Source organism: Halalkalibaculum sp. DA384 (assembly GCF_043951955.1).
In the GTDB taxonomy this organism is placed as follows: domain Bacteria; phylum Bacteroidota; class Rhodothermia; order Balneolales; family Balneolaceae; genus JAMQKA01.
The window spans coordinates 1-13,993 of sequence record NZ_JBINJE010000006.1 but is presented as its reverse complement, the minus strand read 5'-3'; the positions used below and the strand labels follow the sequence as shown (position 1 = coordinate 13,993).

The 13,993-nt window shown below is 49.9% G+C and carries 14 protein-coding genes and 1 pseudogene; 6 read left to right on the top strand and 9 right to left on the bottom strand.

Annotated elements, in window-relative coordinates:
* Positions 1 to 5: 5 nt before the first annotated feature.
* The 5 genes from ACG2E4_RS05290 to ACG2E4_RS05270 form a co-directional block, all read right to left on the bottom strand.
* On the bottom strand, positions 6 to 521 hold the full coding sequence (locus ACG2E4_RS05290; protein ID WP_395260923.1) for a TlpA family protein disulfide reductase: 516 nt from the start codon (positions 519 to 521) through the stop codon (positions 6 to 8).
* Positions 514 to 876: an MGMT family protein gene (locus ACG2E4_RS05285; protein ID WP_395260921.1), complete on the bottom strand. Its 363-nt coding sequence runs from the start codon at positions 874 to 876 to the stop codon at positions 514 to 516. Before ACG2E4_RS05285 ends, ACG2E4_RS05290 begins: the two co-directional genes overlap by 8 nt.
* A 5-nt stretch (positions 877 to 881) precedes the next feature.
* Positions 882 to 1,748 carry a Rossmann-like and DUF2520 domain-containing protein gene (locus ACG2E4_RS05280; RefSeq protein ID WP_395275917.1) on the bottom strand — a complete coding sequence of 289 codons (867 nt, stop codon included), beginning with the start codon at positions 1,746 to 1,748 and terminating at the stop codon, positions 882 to 884.
* Between the two features lie 197 nt (positions 1,749 to 1,945).
* Positions 1,946 to 2,581: a 4'-phosphopantetheinyl transferase family protein gene (locus ACG2E4_RS05275; protein WP_395275916.1), complete on the bottom strand. Its 636-nt coding sequence runs from the start codon at positions 2,579 to 2,581 to the stop codon at positions 1,946 to 1,948.
* A 126-nt stretch (positions 2,582 to 2,707) separates the two neighbouring features.
* Complete coding sequence (locus ACG2E4_RS05270; protein WP_395275915.1) at positions 2,708 to 3,739, bottom strand: TIGR00341 family protein; 1,032 nt, start codon at positions 3,737 to 3,739, stop codon at positions 2,708 to 2,710.
* 254 nt (positions 3,740 to 3,993) lie between these two features.
* Here ACG2E4_RS05270 and lysS point away from each other — a divergent pair, with 254 nt between their 5' ends.
* The 3 genes from lysS (at position 3,994) to ACG2E4_RS05255 (ending at position 7,443) form a co-directional block, all read left to right on the top strand.
* A complete protein-coding gene (lysS, locus tag ACG2E4_RS05265; RefSeq protein ID WP_395275914.1) occupies positions 3,994 to 5,535 on the top strand; it encodes a lysine--tRNA ligase in 1,542 nt (513 codons plus the stop codon).
* Positions 5,536 to 5,784: 249 nt separating this feature from the next.
* Complete coding sequence (locus tag ACG2E4_RS05260) at positions 5,785 to 7,011, top strand: FtsX-like permease family protein (protein ID WP_395260914.1); 1,227 nt, start codon at positions 5,785 to 5,787, stop codon at positions 7,009 to 7,011.
* A gap of 72 nt (positions 7,012 to 7,083) precedes the next feature.
* Positions 7,084 to 7,443: a hypothetical protein gene (locus ACG2E4_RS05255; RefSeq protein ID WP_395260912.1), complete on the top strand. Its 360-nt coding sequence runs from the start codon at positions 7,084 to 7,086 to the stop codon at positions 7,441 to 7,443.
* Positions 7,444 to 7,494: 51 nt separating this feature from the next.
* On the opposite strand, the gene ACG2E4_RS05250 is transcribed toward ACG2E4_RS05255, so the two are convergent.
* Positions 7,495 to 7,839, bottom strand: coding sequence for a dienelactone hydrolase family protein (locus ACG2E4_RS05250; protein ID WP_395275913.1), 345 nt, complete (start codon positions 7,837 to 7,839; stop codon positions 7,495 to 7,497).
* 194 nt (positions 7,840 to 8,033) lie between these two features.
* Here ACG2E4_RS05250 and bioB point away from each other — a divergent pair, with 194 nt between their 5' ends.
* Entirely contained in the window at positions 8,034 to 9,038 is a 1,005-nt protein-coding gene (gene bioB / locus ACG2E4_RS05245; RefSeq protein ID WP_395260909.1) for a biotin synthase BioB, read from the top strand.
* A 331-nt stretch (positions 9,039 to 9,369) separates the two neighbouring features.
* Here bioB and ACG2E4_RS05240 read toward each other — a convergent pair whose 3' ends face one another.
* Complete coding sequence (locus ACG2E4_RS05240; protein WP_395260908.1) at positions 9,370 to 10,161, bottom strand: DUF1080 domain-containing protein; 792 nt, start codon at positions 10,159 to 10,161, stop codon at positions 9,370 to 9,372.
* A gap of 365 nt (positions 10,162 to 10,526) precedes the next feature.
* Here ACG2E4_RS05240 and ACG2E4_RS05235 point away from each other — a divergent pair, with 365 nt between their 5' ends.
* Positions 10,527 to 11,381: a ThuA domain-containing protein gene (locus ACG2E4_RS05235; RefSeq protein WP_395275912.1), complete on the top strand. Its 855-nt coding sequence runs from the start codon at positions 10,527 to 10,529 to the stop codon at positions 11,379 to 11,381.
* A gap of 555 nt (positions 11,382 to 11,936) precedes the next feature.
* Here ACG2E4_RS05235 and ACG2E4_RS05230 read toward each other — a convergent pair.
* Together ACG2E4_RS05230 and ACG2E4_RS05225 are read right to left on the bottom strand one after the other, a co-directional pair.
* Positions 11,937 to 12,320, bottom strand: a complete 384-nt coding sequence (locus tag ACG2E4_RS05230) for a transmembrane 220 family protein (RefSeq protein ID WP_395260904.1) — start codon at positions 12,318 to 12,320, stop codon at positions 11,937 to 11,939.
* Positions 12,321 to 12,500: 180 nt separating this feature from the next.
* On the bottom strand, positions 12,501 to 13,379 hold the full coding sequence (locus ACG2E4_RS05225) for a hypothetical protein (RefSeq protein WP_395260902.1): 879 nt from the start codon (positions 13,377 to 13,379) through the stop codon (positions 12,501 to 12,503).
* Between the two features lie 339 nt (positions 13,380 to 13,718).
* On the opposite strand from ACG2E4_RS05225, the pseudogene ACG2E4_RS05220 reads away from it, so the two are divergent.
* A pseudogene (locus ACG2E4_RS05220) lies at positions 13,719 to 13,993 on the top strand (hypothetical protein); the annotation flags it as partial.

The window sequence follows — 13,993 nt, the reverse complement described above, 5'->3', positions numbered from 1 at the left end:
GATTTTTAAGGATTTATGGCTTGTTTGACATTCGTTTCAAATGTAGAAAAATCAGCTTTGTTTTCCCAACTTGCCACCAGGTTACCGCTGGCGTCAAGAATCTTTGTAAACGGCATTGCGCCGGACCACTTGTCAGAGATCGCATTGATAAACGCCTCGTCACCGCCTGTTTTAAAATAGGTCGTCCAGTCTACCCCCTGCTCGCGCAGGAACCGGAGGGCATCTTCCTTTTTAAAATCCGCAGAAACAAAAATAACCTGCAGTTTTTCTACATATTTCCGCTGCAGTTTTATGATGTGAGGAAATTCCTCAACGCAGGGGCCGCACCACGTCGCCCACATATTTACCAACACGGCTTTCTCTCCCTGGTAGGAGTCGACCAGCTCCTGCAGTTCCTCCCCGTTAATATCTTTTATCAGCTGCGCGTCTGGTACCTGCTGCGCCCGCAGCTCTCCCTCCAGGAATACGAAACAGAAAATTAAAGATGCCAACACAGCTTGAAACACAATTTTTTCACTCATGCGAAGTCTGATTAGATTCGGTTTTCATCTCTTCCGGATTCCAAAAATGCTGCTCAATATCAACGGTGTATTCTGCAACAAATGTCACATTTTCCTGCCGGAGCCGCTCGCGCATCGTATCGCCGGGAAAATGCCCCCGTCCAGTGAGCTCTCCCAGCCGGTTCAGTACACGATGGGCCGGAATTTCCGCTTCGGCGGCATTATTCAGGGCATATCCAACCATCCGCGCCCCGGAGGCCACACCCAGATACGAAGCTATAGCCCCGTAGGTGGTCACTTTACCTTTTGGGATCTGCTCCACCACCTCATAAACACGGTCATAAAAATCTTTGCGGTTAGCATCAGAATATTTCACGGTACTCAATCCTTCAGCAACTTCGTTATTTGTACGACTTCCTCATCGGTAATCCCCTCTTTTTGTCTTGCCAGAGCTACCGTTTCCAACCCTAGTCGTTTGTATAACGAGGCAAGATGCTCATTTTGTTCCAGCAGTTGCACATGCTTTTTCACCGTCTTCAGGTCTCCCCTGGCAATGGGACCGCTCAGCACCGAAGACAACTTTTCGGCAGACGCATTTTCGGCGGTTGTACGCACAAGCGCGTGCAGGGCTTTACGCGCCTCCCATGGATCGACTCCTCCCAGCCCGGCAATCTCTCCGGAAAGGTGCACCAGCGTAATGAGGTAGTTCGATGCCATCACGGCCGCGGCGTGCAGGTACGATTTGGCCTCCGGCGTTACATGAAGTGGATGCGCTCCCAGGCGGGAAACCACCAGCTCCAGCTGATCAACCGCTCCCGCCTGTCCTTCCAGGCTAATATAGATGTCCCGGAAAATACCGGGTGCAGAGGTTGGATTGAAAGTCTGCAGCGGGTGAAATGCAGCAATTTCCGCTCCGGCGCCACTCAGGGGTTCCAGTATTTCCGATGATTCGTTTCCGGAGCAGTGCGCAATCGTACACGAAGAGAGGTCCCACAGTTGACCTGCCAGTTGACCTGTCACAGCTCCAATCGCATCGTCAGCAACCGTTATAAATGTGAGTTCCCCCAAATCCCCGGCAGATTCCGGGATTGAGCCGACGATGCCGGCATTGAGCTCACTCCCCAGGTCTTCCGCTTTTGATACCGTCCGATTAAATAGGCTGTAGATTTTATACCCCTGCAGCTCGAGTGCCCGGGCCAGCGTCTTTCCCAGCGCCCCGATTCCAATGATCGATACCGTTTTTCCCATACTGTGAAGATTATATTTTAAGTATCAGACATTCAATTTCAGGTGATTTCTTACACCACCAGGTGGTCCATTATGGAAACTGAACAAATTCGAGACGGAAGTTGATCCCTCATAAATGAGGATTTGATTTAAAATAACGGGAGAAACGGAGATTCGGCAGAGCTCTCTTCATAGAAAATAGACCGCCTGTTTTGGCTCTATCCCCGGCTGTAATACGCCACCGCCACCCAGTGGTTGCGATGCCGTAAGCTACAAATTATCGCCGTTTTATCATCAGCAAAAAAGCCGGTAAACAGCCGGTCACTCTCCACCTGTAATTTCAATTTATTCAAGTTGGTGCGCAGCCCTTTTCCCTCGAGCTTTACCATCGCTTCTTTTAGCGTCCAGATCCGCACAATCGGCTGATCGGCCAGCAAAGCGCGCTCTTCATCATGCAGAATCCGCCTCCTCAACCGTTCTGCCACCGTACGTCCGACCGGCTCAATATCCACCCCTACCGGGAGAGTGGGCGATATTCCGCACACCACCTTTTCCGAGGTATGAGCCAAACTGAGGTGATAGCGGGCATTGCTATATATCCCAAACGGTTTACCAAACCCATCCTTCTGTATTTCAAAAACGGTTTGATCCAGCCCCATCTCTCCGACCAGCTCTTTTATCAGGCCCCGCGTGGTAAGGAACTCATCGCGGCGGCGCTGGTGACTGATCTGCCGGTATTCCTCCCGTTCGGGCGGGGACAACAAGCCAGCGGAGTATTGCCGGCCAATCGCTCCCATCGCTACATGCAAATCTTCCGGTAATAGAGATCGGTACAGAGCTGTTATATTTTCCAAACTTATACCTTTGATTAATGAATCCTTGGTTGAAAGTCTCACTACGCTGGTTGAAAACCAACATCAAAGTTCTCGAAAAATCCGGGCTATATCTGCCGACCATCCATGCCAGCTTGAATCGTAATGTTACAGGGGATTGAAAGTCAGGTTCCAGAACCAGATAATAACGGCTAAAATTATGAGCAAGACCAACCATATGGCGATAGCCGTACGAGCCGCCTTTTTGGCTTTCTGAGCATCCCACCAGGTTCGGGGCCGAACGCCCTGCATCAAGAAGGTAAGGATACCGGCCAGGTTGATGCAGATCAGGTTGGTAAACGTGAGGATCATGGATCCGACCGCCAAGCCCGTATATCCAGCCCCAAGAAGCAGCCCCACGTTAACCAGCGGCGGCAACAGGGCAACCGCCACCATTACTCCCACGATCGCTGCCGGCACGCCACGGCTGAACGCAAGTACGCCAGCACTTCCTGCCGCCAGGGCGATGCTGATATCTCCCATACTAACGTTTGTTTTATTGATGAGTTGCTGGGAATTCAGGTCCACTTCCATAAGTAATCCCATCAATAAAGCCACTGCCAAAGATGAAAACACGCCCACCGCATTGGCCTTCAGCGACCGCCAGCCCAGTTTCAGGTCGCCCAGCGTAGCAGCCAGCGCCATTGAAACATTGGGACCCAGCAGCGGGGCGATCACCATGGCGCCGATGATAACGGCGACATCATCGCGAACCAATCCCACGCCCGCCACAATCGTCGACAAAATAACCATTCCGATATACACCCAGTTCAGATCGCTTCCGCTGGATACATCCGCATAGAGCTCTTCCCTGCTTATTCGACCCAAGTCGCTTTTCGAGGAGTCGTTCTCGCCGTTCGTGTCATCCGCCGTTTCATCTTCCTGGTCAACCTCCGGCTGCGGTACCGTCGCCTCAACAGAAAAAAGCATGATTCGGAATCCGTCGGCACTGGAAAACTTCTGGGTCAGCCGGTCGGAAAGCGCTTCCGTTCGATTGGTGTTAATCAATACGCGCAGGATGGAACAGCTGTCATCCAGGGTATCGGTCCATACTCCCAGTACCTGCTCCTGTTCCACAATCTTCCGCGCCTCCCTGATCGTATCCGGGGGTGCCATCAACTCGAGCATTCTATAATCCATCAGCGAAAATCTTGGTGACTGTTCGGTGACAGAGTACAAAGGAAATGAATAAGAAAAAAGGATAAACTCGCCCCTGGCTCATACCTGCTGGTAAGTGAAGTTATTAAAATATCAGGATGGAACATGATCAAGTTTCCATCTAGGAATATGCAGGCTGGATTTCCCAAATCGATATACTCATCTGTCAAATAAATTCCCTATTTTGCGCGACTATCAAAGAGTCACAAATTTAAAACAATTTTACAGATACCCTGATGAGCAACGCCGATTCAACTGTCAGCGAACAACATGAAATTCGACTGGAAAAACTGGACCAGCTCCGGGCCATGGATGTCGACCCCTACCCCTATGAATTTGACGTAACCCACACCAGCCGGCAGATCCTGGAAAATCCCAAATTAATGCGCCAGGACGGGCAGGATGAAGAAGAGCTGGAGCGCGTTTCCATCGCCGGGCGAATTATGACCCGCCGTATCATGGGGAAATCGACCTTCTTTAACCTGCAGGATTCTGCCGGGGAGATCCAGGTGTACATCCGTCGCGACGATGTGGGCAAAGAAAATTACAACACCGTTTTCAAAAAGCTGACTGACATCGGGGATATCGTCGGTATCAAAGGCTTTGTCTTTGAAACAGGTACCGGAGAAACCACCGTACACGCCGAAGAGTTTGTGCTGCTCAGCAAAGCCCTGCGCCCGATTCCGATCCCCAAAGAGGTGGAAACCGACGAGGGTAAAACGAAGGTGTACGATGCGTTTACCGACAAGGAGCAACGGTATCGGCAGCGGTATCTCGACCTGATTGTAAACCCGGAAGTGCGGGAGACCTTCCGCAAGCGGACCGAGATGGTACAGGCGATGCGCACCATCATGAATGAGCGGGGCTACCTGGAGGTGGAAACCCCGATCCTTCAGCCGATCTACGGCGGTGCCACGGCCCGGCCTTTCGAAACGCACCACAACGCGCTGGACATGAAGCTCTACCTGCGTATCGCGAATGAACTTTACCTGAAGCGACTGATCGTGGGCGGGTATGACGGGGTGTATGAGTTTTCAAAAGATTTCCGCAATGAGGGCCTCTCGCGCTTTCACAATCCCGAATTCACCCAGGTTGAGCTGTATGTGGCCTACAAGGATTACCACTGGATGATGGATTTCACCGAAGAGCTGCTCGAAAAGGTGGCCATTGAGCTGCACGGCTCTACAAAAGTGACGGTGGGCGGAAACGAGGTCGACTTCAAACGTCCCTGGCCCCGCATCCCGATGCTGGAGGCGATCGAAGAAGCAACCGGCTACGACCTCTATCAAAAGGAGCTCAATGAGCTGCAGGAGGTCGCCGAAGAGCTCAATATTGAACTGGAGGAAGGAACCGGGAAAGGGAAAATTATCGATGAAATTTTTGGTGAATTTGTTGAGCCGAACCTTATACAACCGACCTTTATCACCGATTACCCGGTGGAAATGAGTCCTTTGGCCAAGAAGCACCGTACAAAGGAGGGACTGGTGGAACGGTTTGAGTGTATTTGCAACGGCAAGGAGATCGCCAACGCCTTCACCGAGCTCAATGATCCCGTAGACCAGCGACAGCGGTTTGTAGAGCAGCTCAGGCTTCGGGCTCAGGGCGATGAGGAAGCGATTGAAGAGCTGGACGAGGACTTCCTGCGGGCACTGGAGTATGGCATGCCGCCGACGGCCGGGCTCGGTATCGGCATCGACCGGCTGGCGATGATTATGACCGACTCGGACTCCATTCGAGACGTACTCTTCTTCCCGCAGATGAAACCGGAAAAAGATTAGTTATTTGTTCTTGGTTGAATAGTTATTAGTATCACATCTTCCAATGATGCTCTACTTTTTGAAAACTTCATCTGAATTTTCAACTTCTCAATATCCCAGATAACGAATAGGGACCTTTGCGGAATATACTATGTTATTGGGAGGTGGTTGTACCACCGACCGTATTGATCTTTAACCGGGAGTACAACTCCCTCAAAAAGAGGAAGTTAGGTTTGCAAAGTCCTCTGATAACGAAAAACCGATAACAAAATGAACTTTGAGTGGTATTTGGCCCTTCGGTATTTCAGGGGAAAGCGGAAAGGATCCCGCTTTCTCTCTTTTATCAAAACCATGGCCATTACCGGGGTGGCCGTCGGTTCTGCCGGACTTTTGATCGCTCTCTCCATCGTTCATGGATTTAAGTCGGTTATCAATGACAAAATACTTGGATTCGCACCCCATATTACGATAACCACCTTCTCCGACGACCCGATCTACCGCGCTGACACCCTCCTGACGACGCTCCAGAAGTATCCCCAAATAGACAAGGCACAGGCGGTGGTCTCCGGACAGGCGATGATACAGTCGCCGGAGGAAATTAGCGGCATTCTCATGAAAGGGGTGGACCGCGGGGGAGATATCTCCGACATGCGCTCCTACATCAGCCGGGGTGCCTATGACCTGGAGGTCGATTCCACGGGAATGCCGGGCATCATCCTGGGCGCCGAGCTGGCCCGGAACCTGCAAACGGATGTGGGGTCCGTACTCACCTCCTATACCATTGATGGAATACCCACGCCTCTCAATTCACCTGATATCCAGCAGTTCAGGGTCTCCGGCATCTACCAGACCGGCATCGACCGGTTTGACGATGTCTTCGCGATGGTAGATCGCGAGTACGCGCGGTCGCTATTTAAAATATCCGGAAGGGAGGCGACCTCTGTAGAGATAAAATTAAAGAGCGCCGATCAAATTCAGGTGTTCGACGCCCAGCTGACCTCCGATATGCCATTTCCCTATTTTACGGAAACCATCTACGACCGGTACGGCAATATTTTTGCCTGGGTAGACCTGCAGGAATCCACCATTCCTTTTGTGATCAGCGTGATGATTATCGTGGCGGCGTTTAACCTGATCGGCACCATCCTGATGATGGTACTGGAACGCACCAAAGATATCGGTATCCTCAAAACGATCGGGGCCCCCGACGGCAGCGTCAAATGGGTGTTTCTGCTGGAAGGGTTCTTTGTGGCTGCGGTGGGACTCCTGATCGGCATCGCTCTGGCCCTGTTATTTGTGTGGCTGCAGTCGACCTGGCATATCATCCCGCTTTCTGAACAAAACTATTACATGGCCTACGCCCCGGTGGAACCGCACGGGCTGGATTTTGTGATCGTCTCCCTGGTTACTTTTCTGCTGTGCGGGCTGGCATCGTGGCTCCCCTCGAGAGTGGCGGCCAAAACCGATCCGCTTAAGGTTATCGCTTTTGGTCGTTGAGCCCGATCGGGATCTCACAGTACTGCCGGACCTTGTTGCTCCGAGCTATTGTCAATCATATAGTATCACCAAATGTCCTACAACCAAAAGCTGGAAGACCGCATTGATCACTACCTGATCGAAAATGAACGCCTGGTCAAAAATAAAAATCTCGGCTGGGTGGGATGGCTCCTGAATGGCAATCTCTGCTTTGGCATCTTCGATGATTTGCTCATCGTGCGCCTGAGTGATTCCCTGGGTAATACCCTGGCGGAAAAACCGGGTATAGAACATTTTCGGCAGGCCGACCATACCGAAGGAAAGATACTTTCAGTGGTTTCAGGGATCTATGAACACAGGAAAGCACTCCATAAATTTATTACGCAAAGTATTGAATTTACTGCCACCCTGCCTCCCAAAGAATCTGACCAGTGGACCAATCCTCTCGAATAACACCGATAGCGCGAGTCCGTCTTACACTGCTGTTTAATTCCATTTGGGAATTTAACAACATCTCAAATCAACGGTTGAGGAATTTCCTGTAAAATCTTCATCTATGAAGGATAAACTGCGATTTCGAATGCGCTCAGGGACTGCCAGTTGATAGAATACTCTATAAATCATTGAGCAGTTTAACGGCCTTTGCCACGCTCTGTTGCGGGCTCCCACATTCGCCTTTTCCCCGCCGGGGTCACCGCCGCTGCGCATAAAAGCGTGTCCCGCCCCTTCGTAGATTTCATAATTATATGGGATTCCCGCTTTTTGCATCATCCGCACCGTTTCGGAAATGGTCGCATTCACACGCTGATCATCTCCGCCGTAGAACTTTACAGGAATTCTCTTTTGCAAACAGCCTCTCAGTCCTTTTGGACATCAAGCAGATTTTTACAAGGTGAAGCAAACCCGGATTCCTATTTTACACTGGTATTTGCGCTCCGCGCCTGTTACTTTTGGAACCGAAACACGGAACAGGCAATAGCTTTACCAAGGGTTGCTTGTTTCCGAACGAAATTAAAATCAGGTATTGACAAACTCTGTATTCCATGGCTGACATCCGAAACGACTGGACCAAAGAACAGATCACTGAAATTTACAACACGCCACTTATGGAGCTGGTGTACCAGGCGGCAACAGTGCATCGCGAACATCACGCAACCGGAGAGGTGCAGGTATGTACCCTTCTCTCCATCAAGACCGGCGGATGCCCCGAAGACTGCGCCTACTGTCCCCAAAGCGCTCACCACAGCACCGATGTTGAAGCCGAGCCGATGCTGGACCGCGAAGAAATTCTGGGGGCCGCTCGCAAAGCCAAAGAATCCGGGAGTACCCGGTTCTGCATGGGAGCTGCATGGCGTTGTGCTCGCGACAACAAGGATTTTGAAAAAGTACTCGATATGGTGCAACAGATTACCGACATGGACATGGAGGTCTGCTGCACGCTCGGTATGCTGACGGACGAGCAGGCCCGGAAGCTGAAAGATGCCGGGCTCTATGCCTATAACCACAACCTGGACAGCAGTGAAGATTTTTACAATCGAATCATCTCAACCCGTTCATACCAAGATCGGCTGGATACACTCCAAAAAGTCCGAAATAATGATATCAGCGTATGCTGTGGCGGAATTATCGGTATGGGGGAAACCGATGAAGATCGAATTGAGCTGATACACAATCTCTCAACCATGCCGCAACACCCGGAGTCTGTACCGATAAACGCCCTGCTTCCTGTTGACGGCACCCCGCTGGAGACCCAGGAACAGGTGCCCTGGCACGAAATGGCCCGGATGATTGCCACAGCCCGAATCACGATGCCTGACTCCATGGTGCGTCTTTCCGCCGGCCGGGTAAACATGAGCATGCAGGAACAGGCGTTCTGCTTTATGGCCGGCGCCAACTCCATCTTTACCGGTGAAAAACTGCTGACTACCGACAACAACGACCTCTCTGAAGATCAACAGATGTTCGACATCCTGGGGATAACCCCAAGAAAAGCGTTCAAAGACGCCCGGGAGGAGCACCTCCCCGAAAGCATCGAAGCGGCAGAGTAGACGGCATCAAATTCGAATCCCAACAATCTGATTAACCCTGCTCCAACTTCCTTTTTGTTGGAAGGTAGTTGTACCACCGACCTTGTTGACCTTTTAAACGGAAGGAAAACTCCACCAGAACGAGGAATTGAGGGTTTTGCAAAAGCCCTCATACTGCTGTGACGTCAAATCCCTGCTTCCGTTTTTACCTGACGGGATGCGGTTAAACACCGGTCACGCCGATCCATGCAGGCATGATAGCAAAGAATGCTGTTCAACCGTATACCTGATGATCTGCAGCATCGATGTCATCTGCGTTCCGGCAAACTTGATGGTCATAGTTGACATGGCACTACTCCAGTCTCCTGATTCTTATATTTTTAAACTCAACGCCCTGCCCTTCGGCCTGCAGCCCGATATAGCCCACGGTAAGGGGTTTGCCATCCACTTTAATCTCCGGATCATACCCGTTGACCACGCCTCCACCTATCTGAGGTTTGGTATATTCCAACACCGTGTTTCCATTGACTTTGTGAATGGCCAGGGAGTCTTCGTGCACTATGAGCTCGGCCTGCACCCACTGGTCCCACGGATAGGTTTCAGAGGATGAGTTGATGCAGTGCCGCGGATCCATCTCCCCCTGGTAAAATACCTCGGTGCCGGGCGAACACATATTGCCGGTAGGCCTGGGCTCGCCATCTTCTGCGGCGGCAAGCATCTGGTACTCAACAGAAATGGGCCAGTCCTGTTCTTTCAAAATAGTGTTGGGATCCTGCGAATGAAACATGACTCCACTGTTTCGATAGGTATATCCGGGGGCGTCATCAAGCCACTGGTCGGTGAACCGGTACTCAAACTTCAGGTGAAAGGATGAAAATGGCTCTTTGTAGAAAAGATGCCCATACCGCTCGTTAAACTCGTCATAGTCATCATAGTTCACCTGTATTATCCCATCTTTTACCCGAAAGGTGCCGGCGTAGTTATCACCTACCTCGTGATGGTGTATTTTGACGATCCAGTCATCAAGGTTTTTGCCGTTGAAGAGTGTCCTCCACTCCCCACTCTGAGAGTTTTGATCTTTGGAGCCGCAGGAGATGATGATTGCTGCTACGGCCAGCAATAAAATAGTCTGCATTTTTTTCATTATATGATTCTGTCTGGTTCCTGATCTTGTTTTATTCTTATCGTCTCGGAGTCCATCAAATTTGGGACAAATCCTTATGGAAAACTTCCAATAACAGGATTATTCAGCGACTTTTCCACCGTGATTTTCAAAACGTCAGGAACAATGAACCTGACAAGATAATTACAAGATGGGAAAAAGTATCGACACCGGGCCGGATCACAAAGGCCTGCCAGGAGCCATTGTAAGAGGGCAATACAAGCTTGTTACTTATCTCAGTAATAATTTAATTGGTCAATGGATAGTCGTTCAACATACAGTCCACGACAAATAGAAGGAGAAGTGCAATCTTGAAGGTGTACAGACTTGCGTTTATAATACTGGCATTGAGTTGCTCATTAACGCTGGAGGTATCAGCTCAAGATGATTTGCCGGTTCAGACCCTTATCATTACCGGAGCGGCTCCATATGGTTATCATCCGTGGGAAGAGAATATTGAACTGATCAAACCTCGGCTTGAGGCGTTTGATGTCGCTGATACAGAATACCACATTGCCCGCGGACTCGAAGATTGGCGAAAATGGGATGGAGATTACTCCAATTACGACGCAATCGTCATCATTTATTACTGGTCGCAGGCTCCCCGGGAGGAGCTCGAAAAGCTGGATCGATATGTGCGGTCAGGCGGATCCCTGGTTATCGTGCACTCCTCCCTTGCCGGATTTTGGGAGCAGGCGCTCTTTGACCAGTGGACCGGCATCGCTTACCGGGAACGAGATGCCGACTACGGCCATGCGCTTTCCTTCAACGAGCAGCAACACCGAGTCATACAACCACCCGGCGAAGGCGGCGGTTCTGCCCACGCCTCTATTGACACATTCAGGATTCATACCCGGCTTCCTGAACATCCGATCATGAAAGACTTGCCGGCATCGTGGATGCAGTCGCCTGATGAGCTCTACTACAATCTTCGGGGCCCAAATACCAACCTGCAGGTGCTGGCGACCGCCCGGGCCCCGGATGGCTCCTTCGCCCCCCAAGCCTGGGTACGCCACCACGGGGAAGGTCGAATTTTTTGTCTGACACCCGGTCATCATGCGCCTGGTGCTTCATCCGTCGGTTTCATCACCCTGCTGGCCCGCGGAATCGAATGGGCAGCCACGGGTGCGGTCACCCTACCTGTCCCCTCCAACTTTCCGGGAAAAAATGAACCTGTCACGGGGTTGCCCCACTTTGATTAGGGTTTCCTCCTCAAAAAGTCTTGTTGCCGACTGCCGTGGCAGAGATGCTCATTTAAAAACAAAACGAACCTCAAAAATTTTTCACCTGAAGATCTATTCGCCTGGCTCGGCTCACCAAGAAATTTATTTTTTAGCAAGGCGAAGGGCAAATCGCCGCGCAGATGCACGTTGGTACGTTGAGCAGGTCATTTGCCCTTCAACGCAGCTGAAAGGCCCATTTCGCAGCCTTTTACAGACTGTTATGATAATTTGGCAGTAAAAAATGGGATAAGGTATGGTCATCCATAATGTGACATGATCTTATCCGAAATACTCGTGAGAAATCCGGGCTAGCTGCGTATGCCAGGCCAGCTTCATAATTCCACATTCCGAAGGATATGATACAATTTCTGTACAGCTCCCCAGTCCAGAAAATCCGTGTAGCTAAACCGGGCTCCCCAACTCGAAAATCTCAGCCCAGGAGTCTTTCGGACATAGGGATATAAGGAAGGATACCTAACCGGGAACAGTGGCATTTTAATACACCTGCAGCCATGCCTTCGGGTTAATACGCTTTTACTTCTCTTTTCCGGGCGGAAACGCTGTAATCACGCCCATCCATAGTGAAATAATTATGAGTCCCCCAAATTCCCGGGCTGTTTCAAACTCCATATTTGTCATTTTTACGGAGCTGAACGTCCTGAAACTGAAGCTTTCACCTTCAAAAAATTCCGGGAATATGAATGCCGCCCAGCCCAGGGCAACGACCAGTACAACAACAGGAACCGCTTTCCTGTAGTGCCCGGTGGCATGCAGGAGGCTCGCCACGGCAGCCGCAAGGTATATTCCCATCCACGCGAACATATCCGGGTCGTTGTACTGGGCAAAGGCCGCAAATACAAATACGATGGCCATAAAATAACTTAACACCGTCAAAACTTTGTCTTTCATGATACTCATGGTCAAACTATTTTTTTTCAATGTTTAACGAGGCTTGCAATACTTCCAATATCTCTTTTAAAAATTGAACGATTGTCTCTTCTGCCCTTTAATACGATAATTTTGATAAGATTTCAATGCCTTTAACAGCTCCAGTTCGTGCAAAAAAATTTATTCCCATAAAGACTGACAGGTCTTTTGTCAGGCGTATTCATGAGCTGGCTCCCTGATATTTTTAAAAATCAAAACCGAGCAGATAATCGAGACCATCCCGAATAATGGAATAATCACGATTGCCGGCATAATGTTTTGTCCAAGCATCCCCATCGCAACAACTTTTGCCGTCAGGGCGGTCATCAATATAGACAGAAAGACGAAATAAACGGGGCCAAGCAAATACCCAAATGGCTTTTTTCGAATGAACAACACCCCGGAAACAAACGCGAGCGGCAACAGCAACCCGAGGTCCAGCCCTTGTACAATCAATGTTGTGTAATGCTCCACTTGCCCGGGGATGATCGATCCGTCCAGCAGGGGCGGCACAACCACCTGCAGCCACATGAGTCCAATGGCGATGCTGTTGAATATCAGAAATCCGCCCATAAATTTTACCGGTGTGCTTTCCCCAAAGTGTTCAGAAATATTGGAGAGGTCGAAAGAAAGCAGCGTCTGGGCGAAGGCAAAAAAGGTGGTACCAAGCAGTGTGGCGTAAACCAAAAACAACACGTTGTACATCCCCATCACAAGGTAGAACAGGTACGTGACCAGAAAATAACCCAGCGTACCCGCCAGGAGAAACCGGCCTTTGAGAGACCCACTGCGGGCCCAAAAAAGCGATAGCAACAGCAATGGCACTCCAGCAAACAGAGTCACATAATCCTGGGCGATACCCTGTGGGGCAACATCCTGCGACATGTGTTTATAAAGTCCTTTCCCGTAAACAGTCACCGTTTCCCCTCTTACCGTTTCAAGATCATAGGGACCGGGACCGCCGGTCGAAAAAATGCCCATCGATGCCGCGACAACTGCCAGAATAATTATTATCGAGGACAGAATGGTTATGGATTTCCGGTATTTCATGGCGAATCGATTATTAATTCTTTCAAAATGTACTTATTGATACCGAAAATTTTATGCCAATATGCGTATCCCCGCCTTTATTATTAGGAAACAGGACTTTGCATAACCACTGGTTTATCCAAAATCGGTATTTTTATATATCAAAACCTTCATCCATAAGATACAATCTGCGGTTTTGAATGCCCTCAAGGGTTGAATCCGCCAGAATACCCGGTTTTTCAAAACTCCTCTGAAACACTATATTTTATCTCGCTATTGCAGTCTTGCAACGAACCAACAGCACAAATTTTGCAGAAGTGCATACCTGCCAACGGTAGACAAGCATTGAATTTCAAGCCAATGAAACGATTACACCTGATCATATTCTTAGCCATATGTACCGCCTGTGGCAGCGTAAGTAATCCGGAAACAGCTGTTAACCACCTTGAACCACGTCCCGGCGTATCCAGTACGCAGATCGACAGCATCTTTCAAACCCTTCGCTATTTCCCCAATCAAACCCAATGTTCAATCGCTCTCATTCATGACAGTACCGCCACTTTTTACGGGGCCGTGAGAACCAATGACACGCTGAAAACCATCGACAATAAAAGCAGCGTGTTTGAGATAGGTTC

Excerpts from the sequence above, each read along its gene's own strand:
- ACG2E4_RS05290 (WP_395260923.1), bottom strand. The coding sequence starts at position 521 with ATGAGTGAAAAAATTGTGTTTCAAGCTGTGTTGGCATCTTTAATTTTC.
- ACG2E4_RS05280 (WP_395275917.1), bottom strand. The coding sequence starts at position 1,748 with ATGGGAAAAACGGTATCGATCATTGGAATCGGGGCGCTGGGAAAGACG.
- ACG2E4_RS05270 (WP_395275915.1), bottom strand. The coding sequence starts at position 3,739 with ATGGATTATAGAATGCTCGAGTTGATGGCACCCCCGGATACGATCAGG.
- lysS (WP_395275914.1), top strand. The coding sequence starts at position 3,994 with ATGAGCAACGCCGATTCAACTGTCAGCGAACAACATGAAATTCGACTG.
- ACG2E4_RS05260 (WP_395260914.1), top strand. The coding sequence starts at position 5,785 with ATGAACTTTGAGTGGTATTTGGCCCTTCGGTATTTCAGGGGAAAGCGG.
- ACG2E4_RS05255 (WP_395260912.1), top strand. The coding sequence starts at position 7,084 with ATGTCCTACAACCAAAAGCTGGAAGACCGCATTGATCACTACCTGATC.
- bioB (WP_395260909.1), top strand. The coding sequence starts at position 8,034 with ATGGCTGACATCCGAAACGACTGGACCAAAGAACAGATCACTGAAATT.
- ACG2E4_RS05240 (WP_395260908.1), bottom strand. The coding sequence starts at position 10,161 with ATGAAAAAAATGCAGACTATTTTATTGCTGGCCGTAGCAGCAATCATC.
- ACG2E4_RS05230 (WP_395260904.1), bottom strand. The coding sequence starts at position 12,320 with ATGAGTATCATGAAAGACAAAGTTTTGACGGTGTTAAGTTATTTTATG.
- ACG2E4_RS05225 (WP_395260902.1), bottom strand. The coding sequence starts at position 13,379 with ATGAAATACCGGAAATCCATAACCATTCTGTCCTCGATAATAATTATT.